Raw genomic sequence first — 20,037 nt, 5'->3', positions numbered from 1 at the left:
GCCGCATGCGGCGGGGACACGGTGTCCCCGCCGATGTCGCAGGAATTTCAATGCTGACCTACATCGTCAAACGTCTTTTGGGCATGATCCCCACGCTGCTGCTGGTAGCCGTGGTCGTGTTCCTGTTCGTGCACATGCTTCCGGGCGACCCGGCGCGACTGGCCGCGGGCCAGGAGGCCGACCAGCAGACCGTCGAGCTCGTGCGCAAGGAACTCGGGCTGGATCTGCCGCTGCCGCAGCAGTTCGTGCGCTACTTCAGCCACATGCTGCAAGGCGACCTGGGTACCTCCTTGCGTACCAAGCGCCCCGTCTCGACCGAAATCGCCGACCGCTTCATGCCCACCCTGTGGCTCACGATCGCCAGCATGGTGTGGTCCGTGACCTTCGGCATGATCATCGGCATCGTCTCGGCGGTGTGGCGCAATCGCTGGCCCGACCGTCTCGGCATGACGCTGGCGGTGTCCGGCATCTCGTTCCCCGCGTTCGCGCTGGGCATGATGCTGATGCAGGTGTTTTCCGTGAACCTGGGCTGGCTGCCTACCGTGGGCGCCTCGACCTGGCAACACTACATTCTTCCGTCCATCACGCTGGGCGCCGCGGTGGCCGCGGTGATGGCGCGCTTCACCCGGGCCTCCTTCGTGGAAGTCGTCCAGGAAGACTTCGTGCGCACCGCCCGCGCCAAGGGGCTGACCGAGCGACGCGTCGTGATCAAGCACGCGCTGCGCAACGCGCTGATTCCCGTGGTCACGATGATGGGCCTGCAGTTCGGCTTCCTGCTGGGCGGCTCCATCGTGGTCGAAACGGTTTTCAACTGGCCCGGCCTCGGCCGCCTGCTGGTGGACGCCGTGACCCAGCGCGACTATCCGGTGATCCAGGGCCTGGTGCTGCTGTTCTCGCTGGAATTCATCCTGATCAACCTGATTGTCGACGTGCTCTACGGCGTCATCAATCCCAGCATCCGTTACAAGTGAGGCGGCCATGAGCAATACGACACCCGCCGCGACCATCGCCGCCGCTCCCAAGAACGACGTGCGCACGCCCGCCACCGAGTTCTGGCGCAAATTCAAGAAGCAGAAGCTCGCGGTCGGCGCGGGCGTCTTCGTCCTGCTGCTGGTCGTCGTCGCGATCTTCGCGCCGTGGATCGTGCCGTTCGACCCGGAGAACTTCTTCGACTACGACGCCCTGAACGCCGGGCCTTCGGCCACCCACTGGCTGGGCGTGGATTCGCTGGGCCGCGACATCTTCAGCCGCATCATCATGGGCGCCCGCATCTCGCTGGCCGCGGGCTTCCTGTCGGTGGCCATGGGCGCCATCGTCGGCACCTTCATGGGCCTGATGGCGGGCTATTACGAAGGCTGGTGGGAACGCATCACGATGCGCATCTCCGACGTGCTGCTGGCATTCCCCGGCATGCTGCTGGCCATCGGCGTGGTTGCCATCCTGGGTTCCAGCATGGTCAACGTGATCGTGGCCGTGGCCGTGTTCAGCGTGCCGGCATTTGCCCGCCTGGTGCGCGGCAACACGCTGTCGATCAAGCAGATGACCTACGTCGAGGCGGTCAAGAGCGTGGGCGCGTCCGACTGGACCATCATCATGCGCCACATCCTGCCCGGCACGATCTCGCCCATCGTGGTGTACGGCACGATGCGCATCGGCACCTCGATCATCACCGCGGCCAGCCTGTCGTTCCTGGGCATGGGCGCCTCGCCTCCCACGCCGGAGTGGGGCGCGATGCTGAACGAAGCGCGCGCCGACATGGTGATCGCGCCGCACGTGGCGATCTTCCCGGCGCTGGCGATCTTCCTGACGGTGCTGGCGTTCAACCTGCTGGGCGACGGCCTGCGCGACGCGCTCGATCCGAAGATCGACCGCAAGTAAGGCCTGCCGCCGGTCCTCCGCCGAGGGCCGGCGGGAAGGGCGATTTTTGCGCCGCCGCCTCCGTCCGCCACGCGCCGCAACGCGTGTGTCCCGGACCCAGGGTGGCGGCGTTTTGCATTCTGGAACGTGGCGACACGAGTGAACATGGACAAACTAGCGCTGGACATCCCCCGCATCGGCGTGCTGCCCTCGGGGCCGCTGGATTCGATCTGCGACGTGGGCGAGATCACCGTCGGGCATTGCACGCTGGACGACGGCCCGTGGCAGACGGGCGTGACCGTCGTGCGTCCGCATGGCGGCGATCCCTACCTCGACAAGGTGCCGGCAGCCGCCACCGTCTTGAACGGCTTCGGCAAGAGCACCGGCCTCGTCCAGGTACAGGAGCTGGGCGTGCTGGAGACCCCCATCGCGTTGACCAACACCTTCGGCGTGGGCACGGTGGCCAACGCCCAGATCCGCGCCGCGGTCGCGGCCAATCCCGGCATCGGCCGAGGCCTGGCCACCGTCAATCCGCTGGTGTTCGAGTGCAACGACGGCTACCTGAACGACATCCAGGCGCTGGCGGTCCAGGAGTCGCACTACGCCGATGCGCTGGCCGCCGCGGACAAGCCGTTCGCGCAGGGCGCCGTCGGCGCCGGCCGGGGCATGTCCTGCTTTTCGTTCAAGGGCGGCATCGGCTCGGCCTCGCGCGTGGCGTCGATCCAGCCGGGGCTGCGGTATACGGTCGGGGCGCTGGTGCTGGCGAACTTCGGCCGCCTGCCCAACCTGACCGTGGCGGGCAGGCCCTTCGGCCGCCGGCTGGCCGAGCAGCTGGACCGAGACCTGGCGCAGGCGGGCGAGAATGCCGCCATCGTTCCCGAAAAGGGTTCCATCATCCTGTTGCTGGCCACCGACGCGCCGCTGGACTCGCGCCAGTTGCGCCGCCTGTCCTTGCGGGGGGGAGCGGGGCTGGCGCGCACCGGTTCGGTGTTCGGCCACGGCAGCGGCGACATCGCGCTGGCGTTTTCCACCGCCTACACGGTTCCGCAACTGGCGGAGCGGCCCATGCCGGCCATCGCGATGCTGCACGAGACCCGCATCGATCCCCTGTTCGAAGCGGCCGCCGAGTCCTGCGAACAGGCCATTGTTTCCGCGCTGTGGCATGCCGATGGCGTGACCGGGCGCGACGGCCACCACCGCGCCGCGATCCGCGACGCGGCGCCCCAGTGGCGCCAGTGGCTGTCCGATACCGCATTCTGAATTCCTCGAAGGCTGATTCCATGAAGATCCTGATTTCCACCGATATCGAAGGCGTCGCCGGCGTCTTCCATTCCGAGCAAGTCCGCGCCGGCAACGGCGAATACGAGCGCGCGCGCGCCTGGATGACCGCCGAGGCCAACGCGGCCGTGCAAGGCGCGATCGCGGGCGGCGCCGAAGAAATCCTGGTCAACGATTCGCACGGGGGCTTTCGCAACCTGCTGCCCGACGGCCTGGATGAGCGCGCCCGCCTGGTGCTGGGCAAGCCGCGCTACCTCGGCATGATGGGCGGCCTGGAAGAGGGCTGCGACGCAGTCTTCATGATCGGCTACCACTCGCGTTCGCAGGGCCGCGGCATCCTGGCCCACACCATCAACAGCTTCGCCTTCGCCCGCGTGTTCATCAACGGCATGGAACTGGGCGAGGCCGGGTTGTACGGCGCGCTGGCCGGCGAGATGGGCGTGCCCGTCATCCTGGGCACTGGCGACGACGCCTTCATCGCCGAAACGCGCGATACCTTCCCCGGCGCGGAATGGGTACAGACCAAGGTGGCCCACGGGCAGGGCAGCGGCGTGACGCTGTCGCCGGCCGCCTCGCGCCGCGCGATCGCCGCCGCCGCCGAAACCGCCGTCAGGAATCTCAAGAAGGGAGGGGCGGTTCCTTTCCGCATTCCCGCCCCTATAGAATGCCGGTTGCAGACGCAGAGCTCGGCCCTGGCCGACCTGTTCTGCATGTGGCCCACGCTCGAACGCGTGGACGGCGTCACCCTGCGGTTCACCACGGACAGCATGCAGTCGGCCGTCCGCAGCTTGAACAGCCTGGCCGCCATGTCTTTCATGTTGCGCTAAGGATCCCATCCCCCATGTCTAGCACCGACGCCCGTATCGCCCAATTGCGGCAGGCCATGAGCCGCCGCGGCCTGTCCGCCTATGTCGTTCCTTCCTCGGACCCGCACCTGTCCGAGTACCTGCCCGCGCGCTGGCAGGGGCGGCGCTGGCTGTCCGGCTTCACGGGGTCGGTCGGCACGCTGGTGGTCACGGCCGATTTCGCCGGCCTGTGGGTGGACAGCCGCTACTGGGTGCAGGCCGAGGCGCAACTGGCCGGCACCTGCGTGCAACTGATGAAGATCGCGCTGGCCACCACGCCCGGCCACGTGGACTGGCTGGCCGCCAATACCAAGGCGGGCGAGGTCATCGGGGTGGACGGGCAGGTGCTGGGCCTGGGCGCCTTCCGCGCGCTGTCGGCGGCGGCGGCCTCGGCCGGCGCCGTCCTGGAAATCCGCGAGGACCTGCTGGACGACGTCTGGAAGGACCGGGCCGGCCTGCCTGACGCTCCCATCTACGAACACGTCGCGCCCGAGGCCTGCGTGAGCCGCGCCGACAAGCTGGCGCAGGTGCGCGAGGGCATGCGCGCGCACGGCGCGGACGTGCATTTCATCAGCACGCTGGACGACATCGCCTGGCTGTTCAACCTGCGCGGCGCCGACGTGGACTACAACCCGGTGTTCGTCGGCCACGCGCTGGTGGGTCTGGACCACGCCACGCTGTTCGTGGCCGACGGCAAGATCGACGACGCCCTGCGCGCGGTGCTGGCGCGGGATGGCGTGGAGGTGGCCGGCTATGCCCAGGCCGCCGACGCGCTGGCGTCGCTGGAGCTGGACCAGAAGCTGCTGATCGACCCGGCCCGCGTGACCTGCGGCGTGTTCCACGCCATGGATCCGGCGGTGCCGCGCGTCGAGGCCATCAACCCGTCCACGCTGCTGAAATCGCGCAAGACCGACGCCGAGCTGGCCAACGTGCGCCAGGCCATGGCGCAGGACGGCGCGGCGCTGTGCGAGTTCTTCTCCTGGTTCGAGGGCGCGCTGGGTAATGAAACCATCACTGAACTGACCATCGACGAGCAGATCACCGCCGCCCGCGCGCGGCGGCCCGCCTACGTCTGCCCCAGCTTCGCCACCATCGCCGGCTTCAACGCCAACGGCGCGATGCCGCACTACCGCGCCACCCAGGAATCCCACGCCGCCATCGAAGGCGATGGCCTGCTGCTGATCGATTCCGGCGGCCAGTACCTGGGCGGCACCACCGACATCACCCGCGTGGTCGCGGTGGGCACGCCCAGCGCCGACCAGAAAGTGGACTTCACGCTGGTGCTCAAGGGCATGATCGCGCTGTCGCGCGCCTCGTTCCCGCGCGGCACCCCGTCGCCGATGCTGGACGCCATCGCGCGCGCTCCGATCTGGGAAGGCGGCGCGGAATACGGCCACGGCACCGGACATGGCGTGGGCTACTTCCTGAACGTGCACGAAGGCCCGCAGGTCATTTCCTACCGCGCGGCCCCCGGTCCGCACACCGCCATGGAACCGGGCATGATCACCTCCAACGAGCCGGGCATCTACCGTCCGGGCCGCTGGGGCGTGCGCATCGAGAACCTGGTCGCCAACCGGGCCTGGCTGACCTCGGAGCTGGGCGAGTTCCTGTGCTTCGAGACGCTGACGCTGTGCCCGATAGATACGCGCTGCATCGAGCCCTCGCTGATGCGGGCCGACGAGATCGCGTGGCTCAACGACTATCACAAGACGGTGTTCGAACGCCTGTCGCCGCTGGTCGAGGGCGAGGCCCTGGCCTGGCTGGAGCGCCGCACCGCGGCGATCTGACGGCCGCGTCCGGCAATGAAAAAAGGCCCCTCGGGGCCTTTTTTCATTGCGCTTGCGACGCTGCGCCGTGGCGATCGGCGGCGCTTCAGGCCGGCGCGATTTCTGGCGGCGCCTCGCGACGCGGGTAGAGCAGCCGGGCGCCCGTGTAGCTTCCCAGCGCCACCAGGGCGAAGTAGAACAGCAGCACCACCGCCATCGTCGAGTACGACTCGGCGGCGCGCGCGATCTGGCCCACGCTCATGTTCCAGAGGACCAGGAGGGCCAGGCCGACGCCGAGCAGTTGCGTCAGCCAGAAGGCGAACGTGCCGTGGGCGATGGCGCGGCCGAACCCGGCCGTGCCCAGCGTCCGCGGCAGGTTCCTGAGGCCGACCCACGCCGCCAGGGCCAGGATCAAGGCGGGCAGCGCCCAGTAGCCGATGACGTAGTTCAGCAGCTCCGGCGAACGCGCATAGGTCGTGAAGTAGCCGCCCAGCGCCAGCCCGACGTGCAACTGCCACAGCAGCAGCGTCAGCGCGGCGATCCACGCGGCGTGGCGGGGTCGATAGGGGGGCGCGCCGGTCCCGGCGACGGGGCTGACGCTCCAGGCGGCGATGCGCACCGCCAGCCAGCCCCCCAGGATCGAGATCAGGATGCCGCACAGCTTGAGCGGCAGCGCCGTCAAGAGCGCCCGGGCCAGGCCGTAATGGCCGAAGGCGCTGTCCACCCATTCCCTGTTGTTGACGACGAACCGGTAGAACGCGTGCTGCAGCAGCGCCAGGCCGGTCGAGATCAGCACGAACAGCACCAGCGAGACCGCCAGCAGCACGGCAATCATCCGGCCGGGGCGGTCGACGCCGCTCGCATCATGCCGGCGCAACCAGCCCTGTGCGGAGCACCAGGTGGTCAGGCCGAGCAGCATGCCGGCCATGCACGTCTGGAGCACCGTGGTCACCACCATGTCGGGGCGCGTGTAGAGCTCGCGCATCGGATCGGCCATCGGCGAGGCCAGCAGCAGGTAGGCCTGGATCAGGACGGCGCCGAGCAACTGCGGGACGATGGCGGCGATGGTCAGGCGCCAGACCAGGGCATTCGGGTTAGCGGGCGGGGTGTTCATCGGCGACGGGTTCCTCGGAGGGACGTTCCAAAATCGGGGACGACCATAGCACGAAGCCCTGTGGCGAGACATTTCGGCATGCCGGCCGAGTGCAGCCAAATGTTACTCGCGGTCGCTAGGGGAAAACCCAAATAAGTTTCGCCTCCCGGCTATAATCCAAATTTCCCGCACGCGCCCGCTCGTCCCGGGTGCTCATTACGATGACCAAATACGTATTTGTCACCGGCGGTGTGGTGTCTTCCCTGGGCAAGGGCATCGCCGCTGCGTCGCTCGCCGCCATCCTTGAGTCGCGTGGTCTGCAAGTCACCATGCTGAAACTCGACCCCTACATCAACGTCGATCCGGGCACGATGAGCCCGTTCCAGCATGGCGAAGTCTTCGTCACCGAAGACGGCGCCGAAACCGATCTGGACCTGGGCCATTACGAGCGTTTCATTTCCGCTCGCATGCACAAGGTGAACAACTTCACCACCGGCCAGATCTATGAATCCGTGCTGCGCAAGGAGCGCCGCGGCGATTACCTGGGCAAGACTGTCCAGGTCATTCCGCACATCACGAACGAAATCCAGGACTTCATCGCCCGTGGCGCCGACGCCGCCTGGAACGGCAACACCGACGTCGCCATCGTGGAGATCGGCGGCACGGTCGGCGACATCGAATCGCTCCCGTTCCTGGAAGCCGCGCGCCAGATGAGCCTGCGCATGGGCCGCAACAACGCGGCCTTCGTGCACCTGACGCTGGTTCCGTTCATCGCCTCCGCCGGCGAACTGAAGACCAAGCCCACGCAGCACTCGGTGCAGAAGCTGCGTGAGATCGGCATCTACCCGAACGCGCTGCTGTGCCGCGCCGACCGCCGCATCCCGGACGACGAGCGCGCCAAGATCTCGATGTTCTCCAACGTCCCCCTGGACGCGGTCGTGTCCGTCTGGGACGCCGACTCGATCTACAAGATCCCGGCCATGCTGCACAAGCAGGGCGTGGACAACATCGTCTGCGAAGCGCTGGGCCTGACCCCGCCGCCGGCCGACCTGTCCATGTGGGACAACCTGGTCGAGGCGCTGGAGCATCCCCAGCACGAAGTCACCATCGGCATGGTCGGCAAGTACGTCGACCTGACCGAGTCGTACAAGTCGCTGACGGAAGCCCTGGTCCACGCCGGCATCCACACGCGCTCGAAGATCAACATCGAATACATCGACTCCGAGGACATCGAAACCCGCGGCACCGACCAGCTCAAGCACCTGGACGCCATCCTGGTTCCGGGCGGCTTCGGCAAGCGCGGCACCGAGGGCAAGATCGCCGCCATCCGTTACGCCCGTGAAAACGGCGTGCCGTACCTGGGCATCTGCCTGGGCATGCAACTGGCCGTCATCGAGTTCGCCCGCCACGTCGCGGGCCTGGGCGGCGCCAACAGCACGGAATTCGATCCGTCGGCGCCGCACCCCGTGGTGGCCCTGATTACCGAGTGGATGGACCGCGAGGGCAAGGTGGAAAAGCGTGACAATTCCTCCGACCTCGGCGGCACCATGCGCAAGGGCGCCCAGCGCGTGCCGATCAAGCCCGGCACCCGCGCGCAGGCGATCTACGGCGACGAAGTGAACGAGCGCCACCGCCACCGTTACGAAGTCAACAACGTCTACGTGCCGCGCCTCGAAGAGTCCGGCATGGTGATCAGCGCACGCACCCCGACCGAGAACCTGCCGGAAATGATGGAATTGCCCAACCACCCGTGGTTCGTGGGCGTGCAGTTCCACCCGGAGTTCACGTCCACGCCGCGCGACGGCCACCCGTTGTTCTCCAGCTATATCCGCGCCGCCATCGAGCAGAAGGCTCGCCGCGGCCAGGAGGCCTGATGCGCGCCTGCGGTCTCGGGTTCCGTATGCGGATCCTCGGGATCGCGGGCCGTCGCCCCGGCGCCGCCCTGTACGGCGGCGCTTCTTTCGGATACAACCGATTAGCATCGGATATGCGTCGCCGGGCCGCCTTGCGCGACACTGGCGGCTTCGCCGTATCCGGCGTTACACCGAAACCAACGCAACTGTCCTGAAGGAACCCCATGAGTGCTTACCTCATCGCCGACGTCACAGTGACCAAGCCCGCGCAGTACGAGGATTACAAGCGTCTGTCCACGCTCGCCATGCGCGCGTACGATGCGAAGATCCTGGTGCGCGGCGGCGACTCCAAGCACCTTGAGGGCCGTAAGCCTGGCCGCACCGTCGTCATGGAGTTTCCCTCCATGGCCTCGGCCCAGGCCTTCTACGACTCCTGGCAGTACCGCCGCGCCCGCAATGCCCGCGAGGGCGCGGCCGTCATGAATATGTTTATCGTTCAGGGAATGTAAAGTCATGAGTGCTATCGTCGATATCATCGGCCGCGAGATTCTGGATTCGCGCGGCAACCCCACCGTCGAATGCGACGTGCTGCTGGAGTCCGGCGCCATGGGCCGCGCGGCCGTGCCGTCGGGCGCGTCCACCGGCGCCCGCGAAGCCATCGAGCTGCGCGACGGCGACAAGAGCCGCTATCTGGGCAAGGGCGTGCTGCGCGCCGTCGAGAACCTGAATACGGAAATCTCGGAAGCCCTGATGGGCCTGGACGCCCAGGAACAGACCTTCGTCGATCGCACCCTGATCGAGCTGGACGGCACCGAATCCAAGGAACGCCTGGGCGCCAACGCGATCCTGGCCGCCTCGATGGCCGTGGCCCGCGCCGCCGCCGACGAATCCGGCCTGTCGCTCTACCGCTATTTCGGCGGCAGCGGCCCCATGAGCATGCCCGTGCCGATGATGAACGTCATCAACGGCGGCGCGCACGCCAACAACACGCTGGACCTGCAGGAACTGATGATCCTGCCGGTGGGCGCGGGCAGCTTCCGCGAAGCCCTGCGCTGGGGCGCCGAAGTCTTCCACATGCTGAAGAAGCTGATTCACGGCCAGGGCATGTCCACGGCGGTGGGCGACGAGGGCGGTTTCGCGCCCAACGTGCCCAGCCACGAAGCCGCCATCCAGCTCATCCTGAAGGCCATCACCGAAGCTGGCTACGAGCCGGGCACGCAGATCGCCCTGGGCCTGGACTGCGCCAGCTCCGAGTTCTACCGCGACGGCAAGTACACCCTGGCCGGCGAAGGCGGCATTTCGCTGTCCTCGCAGGAGTTCACCAACCTGCTGGCCACCTGGTGCGACAAGTACCCCATTATTTCCATCGAAGACGGCATGGCCGAAAACGACTGGGAAGGCTGGAAGCTCTTGACCGACCAACTGGGCAAGAAGGTGCAGCTGGTGGGCGACGATCTGTTCGTCACCAACACCAAGATCCTGCGCGAAGGCATCCAGAAGGGCGTCGCCAACTCGATCCTCATCAAGATCAACCAGATCGGCACCCTGACCGAGACCTTCGCCGCCATCGAAATGGCCAAGCGCGCCGGCTACACCGCCGTCGTGTCGCACCGTTCGGGCGAAACCGAAGACTCGACCATCGCCGACATCGCGGTGGCGACCAACGCCATGCAGATCAAGACGGGTTCGCTGTCCCGCTCGGACCGCATGGCCAAGTACAACCAGCTCCTGCGCATCGAGGAAGAGCTGGCTGAAGTGGCGTCGTATCCCGGCCTGGAAGCTTTCTACAACCTGCGTTGATGAGAAGCGCGGCCCGGGGCGCAAGCCCGGGGCTGCATCCACGCCACGACTGCTGAGGGTTCTCGCGTATGCGCCTGTTGTTCCTGGTGCTGTTCGTGCTGCTAGGCTTGATCCAATACCCGCTCTGGCTGGGTAAGGGCGGCTGGTTCAAGGTCTGGGACCTGCAACGCCAGGTGGCGGAGCAGCGCGAGACCAACGAAGGCCTGCGCGCGCGCAATGCCGCGCTCGAAGCCGAAGTGCGCGACCTGGAAGGCGGCTCCGGCGCCATTGAGGAGCGGGCCCGCGGCGAGCTGGGCATGATGCGCGAGGGCGAAGTGTTCGTCCACATCCTGCCGCAGAACACGCCGGCGCCCGCCGGCGGCGCGACCCTGGCGGCCGAACCCGTCGCCAAGCCCGCCGCGCGCCCCGGCGCGCCCGCGACCCGGGCCTCCGCCCCGGCAGCCAAGCCGCCTGCCAATCCCGCGAACGCCCGGCACTGACGCCGGCCGCGTTCCCGCTTCCACATTCGCTTCCGATCAGCCGCAGCGCAGGCTGCGGCATTCGCCGTACACGATGCCGTCCGGCGGCGGTTTGCGGCCCGCCCAGTCGGCGGGATGCGTGTGCATTTCCGTTTCCAGTTCGACCCGGATGGGCAGCAGGCCCCGGGCCTGCGCATGGCCGGCGTAGCCGGCGTCGTCACGCGCCAGCAGCGCCAGCAAGGCCCGCAGGGGCGGCAGCAGGGGCTGGTGCAGGTAGGTCAGCCGCAGCCTCAGCGTATTGGCCTGGAAGATGCTGCGGCCGCCCGGCAGCGGCGGGCGGCGCGCATGCTGCAGATCCTGGTAGTCGTTGTCGATCACGCGAAGCTCCGGCGCCGCGGCGATGCGCAGGCCGGGCCGGGCGTGGTCGCGGAATGCGGCGTCGTCCGGCAGCAGCACCTCGATGCGCCAGGCGGGCGCGCCCGCAATGGCCGCGAGCCCGGCCAGGCGGGCGGCCTGGCGGCGCCGCGCGTCAGCCCGGCCGAGCGCCGAGGCATGGCCCGGCAGCAGGGCCTGAAGAAAGGCGGCGCGCATGCGCGCCGGATCGCCGTGCGCGGTGGCGCCGGCGCGCCCCGCTTCCATCAGCGCCAGGTGGGCCAGCTGGCGGGCGGCCTGCCAGTGGGCTGCCTCGACGGCCAGCAGGCCCAGCAGCAGCACGACGGCCGCCGCCACCGCGAATTCGATCGCGGCGGCGCCGCGTTGCGGCGGGCGGGGCGGGGCAATGAAAAAGGCGGTCATGGCCGCGCAGTGTGGCGCGGGCATGACCGCCTGTCGATGAGGACAATCCGGTGTGATGGAAATGGCGCGGCCAGGCGGCCGCCGCCGACGTCAGTGGACGGTGGGCGGCGCGTCTCCGGCGGAAGGCTGGTTCGCCGAGAACAGGGCGGCGCAGTCGACGGCGTCGAACTTGTAAGGCTTGCCGCAGAAGTCGCAGGACACGTCCACTTCGCCGCGCTCGGCGAGGATGTCCTCGACTTCTTCCTGGCCCAGCGAGCGCAGCATGTTGGCAACGCGCTCGCGGGTGCACGGGCAGTGCCAGCGCACGTCGAGCGGATCGAAGGCCATCAGGGTTTCTTCCCAGAACAGGCGATGGATCAGCGTGTCGATCTCGGTGGCCAGCAGCTCGTCGCGCTGCAGGGTGCCGGCCAGCGCGCAGGTGCGGTCCCAGGTTTCGGCGGCGTCCTGCTGGGTCAGCACGGGGGCCTCCGACCCGCCGTGGTACGGCAGGCGCTGGATCAGCATGCCGGCGGCGTGGTCGCCGTCGGCAGCGAGCCACAGCCGGGTGTCCAGCTGCTCGGAAGCCTTCATGTAGTGTTGCAGGGCCTCGGCCACGGTGTCGCCTTCCAGGGGCACGATGCCCTGGTAGGCCTGCTGGCCGGGCAGCTTGCGCTGCGGATCCAGAACCACGATGAAACGGCCGTTGCCGCCCGGATTCAGCAGGCTTTGCATGTTGCCGTCGGTGGGCACTTCGTGCCCCTCGCGCATCTTGACGGTGGCGCGCAGGCTGAGGTCGTGGCGGCATTCCACCACCAGCAGGGCGATGGGGCCGTCGCCCTGGATCTGCAGCACCAGCGAGCCGTCGAACTTGATGTTGGCGGCCAGCAGGGTGGACGCCGCCACCAGTTCGCCCAACAGGTTGGTGATGGCGGGCGGATAGTCGTGGTTGGCCTGGACGGCCTTCCAGGTGGCGCCCAGGTGGACGGCCTGGATGCGGACGCTGCGGTCTTCGGTAAGGTATTTCTTGAGCTGATCGGTCATGGAGGAATCTTAGCCGATCAGGCAGGCCAAATCCCCCTGCTGGCAGCAGGGGGTTGAAGCGCCGCGCGGGGAGGATCAGCCGATGCGCTTCAGGCCGGTCTTGTAGTGTTGGCCCCGCGCCACGTAGTGGGCGGTGTTCTTGTGCAGGTTGGCGATTTCCTCGTCCGAGAGCTCGCGGACGATCTTGCCAATGCCGATGACCAGGGAGTTGTCCGGGATGATGCGGTCTTCGGGGATGATGGCGCCGGCGCCGATCAGGCAGTTGCGGCCGATGACCGCGTTGTTCAGCACGATGGCCTGCATGCCCACCAGCGAACCTTCGTGGATGGTACAGCCGTGCAGCATGGCCTGGTGGCCCACCGTCACGTTGGGGCCGACGTTCATGGGGCAGCCTTCGTCCACGTGCAGCACGCTGCCTTCCTGGATATTGGTGCCATGGCCGATCACGATGGCGTCGTTGTCGCCGCGGATCGAAACGTTCGACCAGATGCTGACATTGGCCTGCAGCGTGACGTTGCCGATGAGGTCGGCGCTGTCGGCCACGTAGGCCGAGGGGTCGATGCGGGGAATCAGGTCGTCGAGCTGGTAGATGGGCATGCCTTGGTCTCCGGTTGCGGCGTCAGGCCTGAGGGGCCGGCGGCGCGTCTGTTGTGTCTGCGGCGATCCGGGCGAGGTCTTCCTCGCGCTGGCGCAGGATGCGGCGTTGGATTTTACCGGTGGTGGTCATGGGCAACTCGTCGACGAACTCGATCTCCTTGGGATACTCGTAGGGGGCCAGGCGCTCGCGCACGTGTTCCTGCAGGTTTTCGATGAGGTCGCCGCGGTCGCGCTGCGCGAATTCCGGGGTCAGGACCACGTAGGCCTTCACCAGGGCGCCGCGTTCGGCGTCCGGCTTGGGCACGACGGCCGCATTGGCCACGGCCGGATGCCCGACCAGGCAGCTTTCGATTTCCCCCGGGCCGATCCGGTAGCCGGCGGACTTGAAGACGTCGTCCGCCCGGCCCGCGTACCAGAGGTAGCCGTCGGCATCCACCGTCGCCAGGTCGCCCGTCATGCACCAGTCGCCCTTGAACTTGGCCTGCGTGGCGGCCTCGTTGCGCCAGTAGCCCAGGAACATGACCGGGTCGGGGTAGCCGTGGATGTCCAGGCGGTTGACGGCGATCTCGCCGGTGCCGCCGGCGGCCACCGGCTTGCCGTCTTCGTCCAGCACCGCGACGTTGTGGCCCGGATAGGGGCGGCCCATGCTGCCGGGCTTGGCCGGCCAGCGCTTCTGGCTGTTGCCGACCACGTAGTTCATTTCGGTTTGGCCGAACATTTCGTTCGGCGTCACGCCCAGCGCCGACCGGCACCAGTCGAACACGCTTTCCCCCACGCTTTCGCCCGCGCTCATGACGGCGCGCAGCGCCAGCTGGTAGCGGCTGCGCGGGTCCGGCACCGCTTTCATCATCATCTTCAGCGCGGTGGGGAACAGGAAGGTATTGGTGACCTGGTAGCGCTCCAGGAGCTCGAAGGCGCGCTCCACCGAAAAACGGCCGCGCGTGCCGACGATGGCATGCCCGAAATACAGCGTGGGCAGCAGGGCGTCCATCATGCCGCCCGTCCAGGCCCAGTCGGCGGGCGACCAGAACACGTCGCCGGGCTTGGGGAACCAGTCCTGGGAGGCCACGAAGCCCGGCAGGTTGCCGATCAGCACGCTGTGGGGCAGCAGGGCGCCCTTGGGCGCGCCGGTGGTGCCGGAGGTATAGAGCAGGATGGCCGGATCCGACGAGCGGGTCTGGACGGCCTTGAATTCGCTGGGCTGGCGGGCCAGCAGGCTGCGCCAGGGCAGCACGCGTTCGTCCGCGAAGCCGATGCCGATGATCTGTTGCAGGGCGGGGCAGTCGTCGCTGATGGACAGCAGGTTGGCGCTGGAGGCGTAATCCACGATCGCGACGCGGGCTTCCGAGTCGCGCAGGCGGCTTTCCAGGGCTTCCGGGCCGAACAGGGCGGACAGCGGCAACACCACGGCGCCCACGCTGTAGATGGCCATGTGGGCCACCACGGTTTCCGGCCGTTGCCCCAAAACCACACCGACCCGGTCGCCGCGACCGACCCCCATTTTTATCAGGCCGTTCGCCAACTGGTTGGCCGCTTCCGCCAAGCGGGCATAGGTCCAGACCTCGCGGTTGCCGGATTCGTCTTCATAGTAGATGGCGATGCGCCGCGCATCCGGACTGCTGGATGCCCAGCGGTGGCAGCACGCTTCCGCGATGTTGAACTGGGTGGGTACCAGCCAGCGGAATGTTTGGTAGAGCGCCTGATATTGGTCGTTCATGGCCCTATGTTGTGAGCATGTTGCAGCGTGAACGGGTCAGATCGCCCGTTGCCCCAGATGCAAGCATGACCTAGAGGGCCGTGAACTGCAACATCCCCGTTGCGTAACGGGGACGCATACGGGTTATCACGGGTGTTTGCCTTGGCGGCGCAGCGCGGAGGGCAGCGCGGGCAGCGTCAGCGAGCGGGGCGGACGGGGCGCCGGCTCGGCCCGTCGCTCGGCCTGGATGGCGGCCCAGTCCAGCAGCTGGAGCTGGCCTTCGTGGGTTTCACCCAGGGCAGACAGGCTTTCCACCCAGTCTCCGTCGTTGCAATAGAGAATCCCGCCCACGTCCCGCAGCTCGGCTTTGTGGATGTGGCCGCAGACCACGCCGTCCAGGCCGCGGCGCCGGGCTTCGCCCGCCAGCGCTTCCTCGAAGTCGGTGATGAAGGAGACGGCGTTCTTGACCTTGTGCTTCAGGTACTGCGACAGGGACCAGTAGTGCAGGCCCAGGCGATGGCGCAGTCGGTTGAAATGGTGGTTGATCCAGAGCGCCAGCTGGTAGAGCCCATCGCCCAGGTGGGCCAGCCAGCGGCTGTGCTGGACCACCCCGTCGAATTGGTCGCCGTGCAGCACCAGCAGCCGCAGGCCTTTGGCGGTGACGTGCACGTCTTCGTCCAGGATCTCGATGTCGCCGAAGGCGTAGCCGGCGAACTCGCGGGCGAACTCGTCATGGTTGCCCGGAATGAACACGACGCGGGTGCCGTTGCGGGCCTTGCGCAGGATGCGCTGGATGACGTCGTTGTGGGCGCGGGGCCAGTGCCAGTGCTTGCGCAACTGCCAGCCGTCGACGATGTCCCCCACCAGGTACAGGGTGTCGGAATCGTTGTGGTCCAGGAAATCGAGCAGGAATTCCGCCTTGCACCCGGCGGTGCCCAGGTGAATATCGGAAATCCAGAGGGCGCGCCAGTGCGCAGGTTGGATTTCGTTCACGGTCGCGTCCCCAAGGGCTGTGGTCATTCCTGGCAATCAAACCACCCGGCGATGACCGGATCATGAACCTTGGATGACGCAGTTGTGACGGCGAGCCGCGAGGCCGCCCGCAGGGGCGGGGGGAGGTCGGCCGGCCGGAAGGCCGGGCTGGCTCAGCGGGCTTTCTTGCGCTGCGGCGCGTTGCGCAGCCGCGTGCCCAGGATGCGGTCGTGGAGGAATTGGCCGTCCGGGTCGAACCAGGACCAGACGAAGATGGAGAAGGGCGCCGCCACGATGAACATGTCCATCGACGGCCAGCCGGTGGCGGTGGCGGCGGCCCACACCAGGCCGGCGCCGGCCAGCACCAGGGGCCAGGCCAGGACGTAGCGCAGCACGAGGCGGGGCGTGGACGGCGTATTGCCGTCGCGGTCCACCAGCCGGATGTTCCAGGTCTTCATGGGCAGCGTCTGGCCGCGGCGGCGCCAGCACAGCACGAAATAGGCGCCGATCGCGACGAACAGCCAGGCCTGCCGGGCGGGACGCAGATCCAGCGCGCTCTTGCTTTGCGTCAGGGTGTCCATCAGGTAGCCGGCGAGAAACACCACGCCGAACAGCAGCACGGCTTCGTACATCATGCAGGCGAATCGGCGCAGCCGATTGGGGGTCTGTTCGAGATGGGCGTCGGTCATGGACGCGTATTATGCCCGGGAATCCCGGACCGTCCCAAGGCGCGGCAAGCCCCGCTTTGAGGGGCCGCAAGCGCGCGATGCGAGGACCACCCGCGGGGCCGCGTGTTCGGCGGCCCGAGTCAACCTGTTACCCATGTCCCCGGTCCATACAGCCAGCCCCTCGGGGGGCAGCAAGCGCGTAACGCGCGCGCAGCGTGGGGGCACACACAGCCGGCCCGCCGCCGGGCCGCCCCAAGGCGGGCCAGCCCCCTCGGGGGGCAGCAAGCGCGCAACGCGCGCGCAGCGTGGGGGCCCCATTCAGGCAAAAAAAACCCGCCGGTGAGGGCGGGTCTATAAAAGGGGCTGTGCAGCCCCCAAGGGGAAAACTTTTCAGGCCCTAGGGCCCGGGGCCATGCTCAGGCAGCGGAGTGCGCGTTCTTGGCGCTCGTCTTGCCAGCCAGGGCCTTGATGCCGTGGGCCAGCTTACGCAGGCCGGCGGCCAACGCCCGCATCGGGTGCGGACGGAATTGTTCTTCAATAGCCTGGAGCATCAGTTGACGCTCAAGTTCGTCGGTCAGGCGGATGGTGTTGTTCGGGTTGATCACAATAGCCTCCACGGGCTTGCACTGTTGTTTAGCTACTAGGGATAACCCGAATTATAGGGTTAACCCTGAATGTGTGCAAGTGGCCGGTGCGTATTGGCAACACCTTGGTTCGATGATGCCCCAAAACGACGCTGCGAGGCACCATAAGCAAAGATACGCGCACCATGTTGCGGCGCTTTTACAACGGGCAGGCTGGGCGGCGCACCACAAGGGGGAGGATGGGCCGGGCGGCGCGCGGCCGCCCGGAAGCCGCCATGGCTCAGGCGTCGCGGTAGCCGGCCGCGACCAGTTCGAAACCGAACAGGCGACAGTCCAGCGAGCCGTTGTGCAGCGGCACGCGGCGCTTGGGCTTCAGGCGCATCTGGTTGGGCAGGGTCAGGTCGCTGGTGATGGCATGGAGCTGCCAGCCGGCGAAATTGCGCTTCAGGCAGGCCGCCCAGTCGCGCCAGAGGTCCGGATCCTGTTCCGTCCCCATGCGCTCGCCATAAGGCGGGTTGGTGACGATCCAGCCGTGGTCGGCCGGCGCCGTGATGTCGCGGGCGTCGCCCACTTCGAAGCGGATCGAGTCTGCCGTCAGCCAGGCGCGCTCGGCGTTATTGCGGGCGTATTCGATGGCTTGCGGATCGAGGTCGTAGCCGACCAGCGGCGCGTCCAGTTGCGGCAGGATGCGCGAGCGGGCGTCTTCCTTCAGGTCGCGCCAGCGGTAGGCGTCGTGGCCGCGCAGGCGCTCGAAGCCGAAGGGGCGCGAGATGCCCGGGGGCACGCCCAGGGCGATCCAGGCGCCTTCGATCAGGATGGTGCCCGAGCCGCAGAACGGATCCAGCAGCGGCGCGGCCGGGTCCCAGCCCGCCAGGGCCAGCATGCCGGCGGCCAGGTTCTCGCGCAAGGGAGCCTCGCCCTTGTCCAGGCGCCAGCCGCGCTTGAACAGGGATTCGCCCGAGGTGTCCAGGTACAGCGTGGCCGTGTGGCCGGTCAGGAACAGGTGTACGCGGGCGTCGGGCCGCACCGTGTCGATGCTGGGACGCTCGCCTTCCCGTTCGCGCAGGCGGTCGCAGATGCCGTCCTTGGCGCGCAGATTGCAGTATTGCAGGCTCTGCACCGGGCTCTTGATGGCCGAGGTGTCGACCCGCAGCGTCTGTTCGGCGCCGAACCAGCGCTCCCAGGGCGTATCGCGGGCCAGGTCGAGGATGTCGTCTTCGTGCGAGATCTCGGCATGCGCGACCTGCACCAGGATGCGGGTGGCCAGCCGCGAGTACAGGTTGGCGCGCTGCACGCCGGACCAGTCCGCGGTGAACGAGCAGCCGGCGCGGCCGACCTGCGCGTCTTCGAAGCCCAGCGCCTGCATTTCGGCGGTCAGCGCTTCTTCCAGCCCCTGGGGGCAGGGGGCGAAAATGGGAAACACCTCCGCCTGGCGCGTTTCACGCGGGCGGCGGCCTCGGGTTTCCACGATCGGCGCGCGCTCGGGCGCCTCGGCCAGTTCGGCCGCGCGCGCGGCCTCGGATTCCGCCAGGTATTCGGGCGCGGGGCCGTCGTCCTCGAAGGGGTCGTAGAAGCGTCCCGCCGGCGTGGCGGGCGCGATGTACTGGTCATCCAGGCGGGGAGCGCGTTTCGGCGCGCGGCCGGAACGGGAACCGGGGGCATCGTCGCGGCGGGTGGCGCCGCGGGCATCCTGGCCCCGACCGGCGGGGCCGCGCTCGCCCGCAGCCGCGGACTTGCGCGGGCCGCGCTCGGATTCCTGCTGGCGCCGCTGGTAGCCTTCGGGGTCTTTCTGGCGCTCCAGGTTGTCCTTGGCGCGCTCTTGCTGCGCGACCAGGCGGGCCCGGGCGCCGCTGCGCACGCGCTTGGGCGCGGCTTCGGCGTGCGCGTCGCGCGCGGTTTTCTTGATCGTCAGCGTCTTGCGCGGGCGGTCCTGTTCATCAGAGGACATACGAATCCTGGCGAATGTGCAGAGGTAGGGGGTATCAGAAGGGTTTGACGACGACCAGCGCCACCACCACCAAGAGCAGCAAGACGGGAACTTCGTTGAACCAGCGATAGAACTTGTGCGAACGGGTGTTCTTGCCCTGTTCGAATTTGCGCAGCATGGAGCCACAGGCGTGATGGTAGCCGATCACGAGCAGGACGAAAAAGAGCTTGGCGTGCATCCAGCCGTTACCGGGGCCCACGCCGATGCCGTAGCCCAGGTAGAGCCACATGCCCAGCAGGACGGCGACCACGGCGAGGATGGTGGTGAAGCGGTACAGCCGGCGGGCCATGCCCAGCAGCGTCGCCTGGACCGAGGGGTCCGATTGCTGCGCCAGGTTCACGTAGATGCGCGGCAGGTAGAACAAGCCGGCAAACCAGGAAGCGATAAAGACTATATGAAAGGTCTTGACCCAAAGCATGGCCATGGCGCGATCCAATCGAGGAAAGCCGCATTGTAAGGCCGGCGCCACGGATGCCCCCGGTGCGCGTAGGATGGGTGGAGCGCGGCAGTTCCTGGGCAAGAATTCAAGTATTCAGCGCGCGCAACCCATGCGGCCGCAATCGACTGTTTTCCGGCCGATGCCGAGCACCGCCCGCCCACGGCCGCATGGGTTGCGCGCGTTCAGCATCGAGGTTCTTGCCCAGGAACTGCCGCGCTCCACCCATCCTACGGTCCGTCCCATGGGCCATGGCGCTGCCTCAGGTCACGTACCGCATGGGTTGCGCGCGTTCAGCATCGAGGTTCTTGCCCAGGAACTGCCGCGCTTCA

At 67.7% G+C, this 20,037-nt stretch carries 20 protein-coding genes; 10 read left to right on the top strand and 10 right to left on the bottom strand.

The window, feature by feature from the left end; all coding sequences use genetic code 11:
• The first annotated feature begins 50 nt into the window (after nucleotides 1-50).
• From gsiC to ADE01S_RS00075, 5 genes are all read left to right on the top strand, one after another.
• Nucleotides 51-971, top strand: a complete 921-nt coding sequence (gene gsiC / locus ADE01S_RS00095; RefSeq protein WP_062679435.1) for a glutathione ABC transporter permease GsiC — start codon at nucleotides 51-53, stop codon at nucleotides 969-971.
• A 7-nt stretch (nucleotides 972-978) separates the two neighbouring features.
• Nucleotides 979-1,878 carry a glutathione ABC transporter permease GsiD gene (gsiD, locus tag ADE01S_RS00090; protein WP_062679434.1) on the top strand — a complete coding sequence of 300 codons (900 nt, stop codon included), beginning with the start codon at nucleotides 979-981 and terminating at the stop codon, nucleotides 1,876-1,878.
• Between the two features lie 144 nt (nucleotides 1,879-2,022).
• On the top strand, nucleotides 2,023-3,117 hold the full coding sequence (locus ADE01S_RS00085) for a DmpA family aminopeptidase (protein WP_062679433.1): 1,095 nt from the start codon (nucleotides 2,023-2,025) through the stop codon (nucleotides 3,115-3,117).
• A 20-nt stretch (nucleotides 3,118-3,137) separates the two neighbouring features.
• Nucleotides 3,138-3,962 carry a M55 family metallopeptidase gene (locus ADE01S_RS00080; protein ID WP_062679432.1) on the top strand — a complete coding sequence of 275 codons (825 nt, stop codon included), beginning with the start codon at nucleotides 3,138-3,140 and terminating at the stop codon, nucleotides 3,960-3,962.
• 14 nt (nucleotides 3,963-3,976) lie between these two features.
• Nucleotides 3,977-5,767: an aminopeptidase P family protein gene (locus ADE01S_RS00075; protein ID WP_062679431.1), complete on the top strand. Its 1,791-nt coding sequence runs from the start codon at nucleotides 3,977-3,979 to the stop codon at nucleotides 5,765-5,767.
• An 85-nt stretch (nucleotides 5,768-5,852) separates the two neighbouring features.
• Here ADE01S_RS00075 and ADE01S_RS00070 read toward each other — a convergent pair whose 3' ends face one another.
• Nucleotides 5,853-6,860: a hypothetical protein gene (locus ADE01S_RS00070; protein WP_062679430.1), complete on the bottom strand. Its 1,008-nt coding sequence runs from the start codon at nucleotides 6,858-6,860 to the stop codon at nucleotides 5,853-5,855.
• A 200-nt stretch (nucleotides 6,861-7,060) separates the two neighbouring features.
• On the opposite strand from ADE01S_RS00070, the gene pyrG reads away from it, so the two are divergent.
• From pyrG to ftsB, 4 genes are all read left to right on the top strand, one after another.
• On the top strand, nucleotides 7,061-8,713 hold the full coding sequence (gene pyrG / locus ADE01S_RS00065) for a CTP synthase (protein WP_062679429.1): 1,653 nt from the start codon (nucleotides 7,061-7,063) through the stop codon (nucleotides 8,711-8,713).
• A gap of 203 nt (nucleotides 8,714-8,916) precedes the next feature.
• Nucleotides 8,917-9,201 carry a DUF1330 domain-containing protein gene (locus ADE01S_RS00060; RefSeq protein ID WP_062679428.1) on the top strand — a complete coding sequence of 95 codons (285 nt, stop codon included), beginning with the start codon at nucleotides 8,917-8,919 and terminating at the stop codon, nucleotides 9,199-9,201.
• Nucleotides 9,202-9,205: 4 nt separating this feature from the next.
• A complete protein-coding gene (gene eno / locus ADE01S_RS00055) occupies nucleotides 9,206-10,492 on the top strand; it encodes a phosphopyruvate hydratase (RefSeq protein WP_013392290.1) in 1,287 nt (428 codons plus the stop codon).
• Nucleotides 10,493-10,560: 68 nt separating this feature from the next.
• The gene (gene ftsB, locus ADE01S_RS00050; protein ID WP_062679427.1) at nucleotides 10,561-10,971 is read left to right on the top strand and encodes a cell division protein FtsB; all 411 of its coding nucleotides are present in this window, start codon (nucleotides 10,561-10,563) and stop codon (nucleotides 10,969-10,971) included.
• A 36-nt stretch (nucleotides 10,972-11,007) separates the two neighbouring features.
• Here ftsB and ADE01S_RS00045 read toward each other — a convergent pair whose 3' ends face one another.
• The 9 genes from ADE01S_RS00045 to ADE01S_RS00005 all read right to left on the bottom strand — a co-directional run bounded on the left by ADE01S_RS00045 (nucleotide 11,008) and on the right by ADE01S_RS00005 (nucleotide 19,693).
• Entirely contained in the window at nucleotides 11,008-11,745 is a 738-nt protein-coding gene (locus tag ADE01S_RS00045; protein WP_062679426.1) for a pilus assembly protein TadE, read from the bottom strand.
• A 90-nt stretch (nucleotides 11,746-11,835) separates the two neighbouring features.
• Nucleotides 11,836-12,765 (bottom strand): Hsp33 family molecular chaperone HslO, encoded by a 930-nt coding sequence (gene hslO / locus ADE01S_RS00040; RefSeq protein WP_062679425.1) that lies wholly within the window; start codon nucleotides 12,763-12,765, stop codon nucleotides 11,836-11,838.
• Between the two features lie 75 nt (nucleotides 12,766-12,840).
• Nucleotides 12,841-13,362, bottom strand: coding sequence for a gamma carbonic anhydrase family protein (locus ADE01S_RS00035; protein WP_062679424.1), 522 nt, complete (start codon nucleotides 13,360-13,362; stop codon nucleotides 12,841-12,843).
• Nucleotides 13,363-13,384: 22 nt separating this feature from the next.
• The gene (locus tag ADE01S_RS00030) at nucleotides 13,385-15,079 is read right to left on the bottom strand and encodes an acetate--CoA ligase (protein ID WP_062679423.1); all 1,695 of its coding nucleotides are present in this window, start codon (nucleotides 15,077-15,079) and stop codon (nucleotides 13,385-13,387) included.
• Between the two features lie 126 nt (nucleotides 15,080-15,205).
• Nucleotides 15,206-16,078, bottom strand: a complete 873-nt coding sequence (locus tag ADE01S_RS00025; protein WP_087881454.1) for a UDP-2,3-diacylglucosamine diphosphatase — start codon at nucleotides 16,076-16,078, stop codon at nucleotides 15,206-15,208.
• A gap of 125 nt (nucleotides 16,079-16,203) precedes the next feature.
• A complete protein-coding gene (locus ADE01S_RS00020; protein WP_062679421.1) occupies nucleotides 16,204-16,719 on the bottom strand; it encodes an RDD family protein in 516 nt (171 codons plus the stop codon).
• A 395-nt stretch (nucleotides 16,720-17,114) separates the two neighbouring features.
• A complete protein-coding gene (locus tag ADE01S_RS00015) occupies nucleotides 17,115-17,303 on the bottom strand; it encodes a hypothetical protein (RefSeq protein ID WP_008161862.1) in 189 nt (62 codons plus the stop codon).
• Between the two features lie 259 nt (nucleotides 17,304-17,562).
• Nucleotides 17,563-19,230, bottom strand: coding sequence for a THUMP domain-containing protein (locus tag ADE01S_RS00010; RefSeq protein WP_062679420.1), 1,668 nt, complete (start codon nucleotides 19,228-19,230; stop codon nucleotides 17,563-17,565).
• A 34-nt stretch (nucleotides 19,231-19,264) separates the two neighbouring features.
• Nucleotides 19,265-19,693, bottom strand: coding sequence for a CopD family protein (locus ADE01S_RS00005; RefSeq protein ID WP_172600308.1), 429 nt, complete (start codon nucleotides 19,691-19,693; stop codon nucleotides 19,265-19,267).
• Here ADE01S_RS00005 and ADE01S_RS31930 point away from each other — a divergent pair.
• On the top strand, nucleotides 19,674-20,037 hold a 364-nt coding region (locus ADE01S_RS31930; RefSeq protein ID WP_218010721.1), incomplete at its 3' end, for a hypothetical protein. The genes ADE01S_RS00005 and ADE01S_RS31930 overlap by 20 nt on opposite strands.

The organism is Achromobacter denitrificans NBRC 15125, assembly GCF_001571365.1.
GTDB classification, from domain to species: Bacteria; Pseudomonadota; Gammaproteobacteria; order Burkholderiales; family Burkholderiaceae_B; genus Achromobacter; species Achromobacter denitrificans.
Note: the sequence above shows the minus strand (reverse complement) of the source record. Positions and strands in the feature narration are given on the sequence as shown.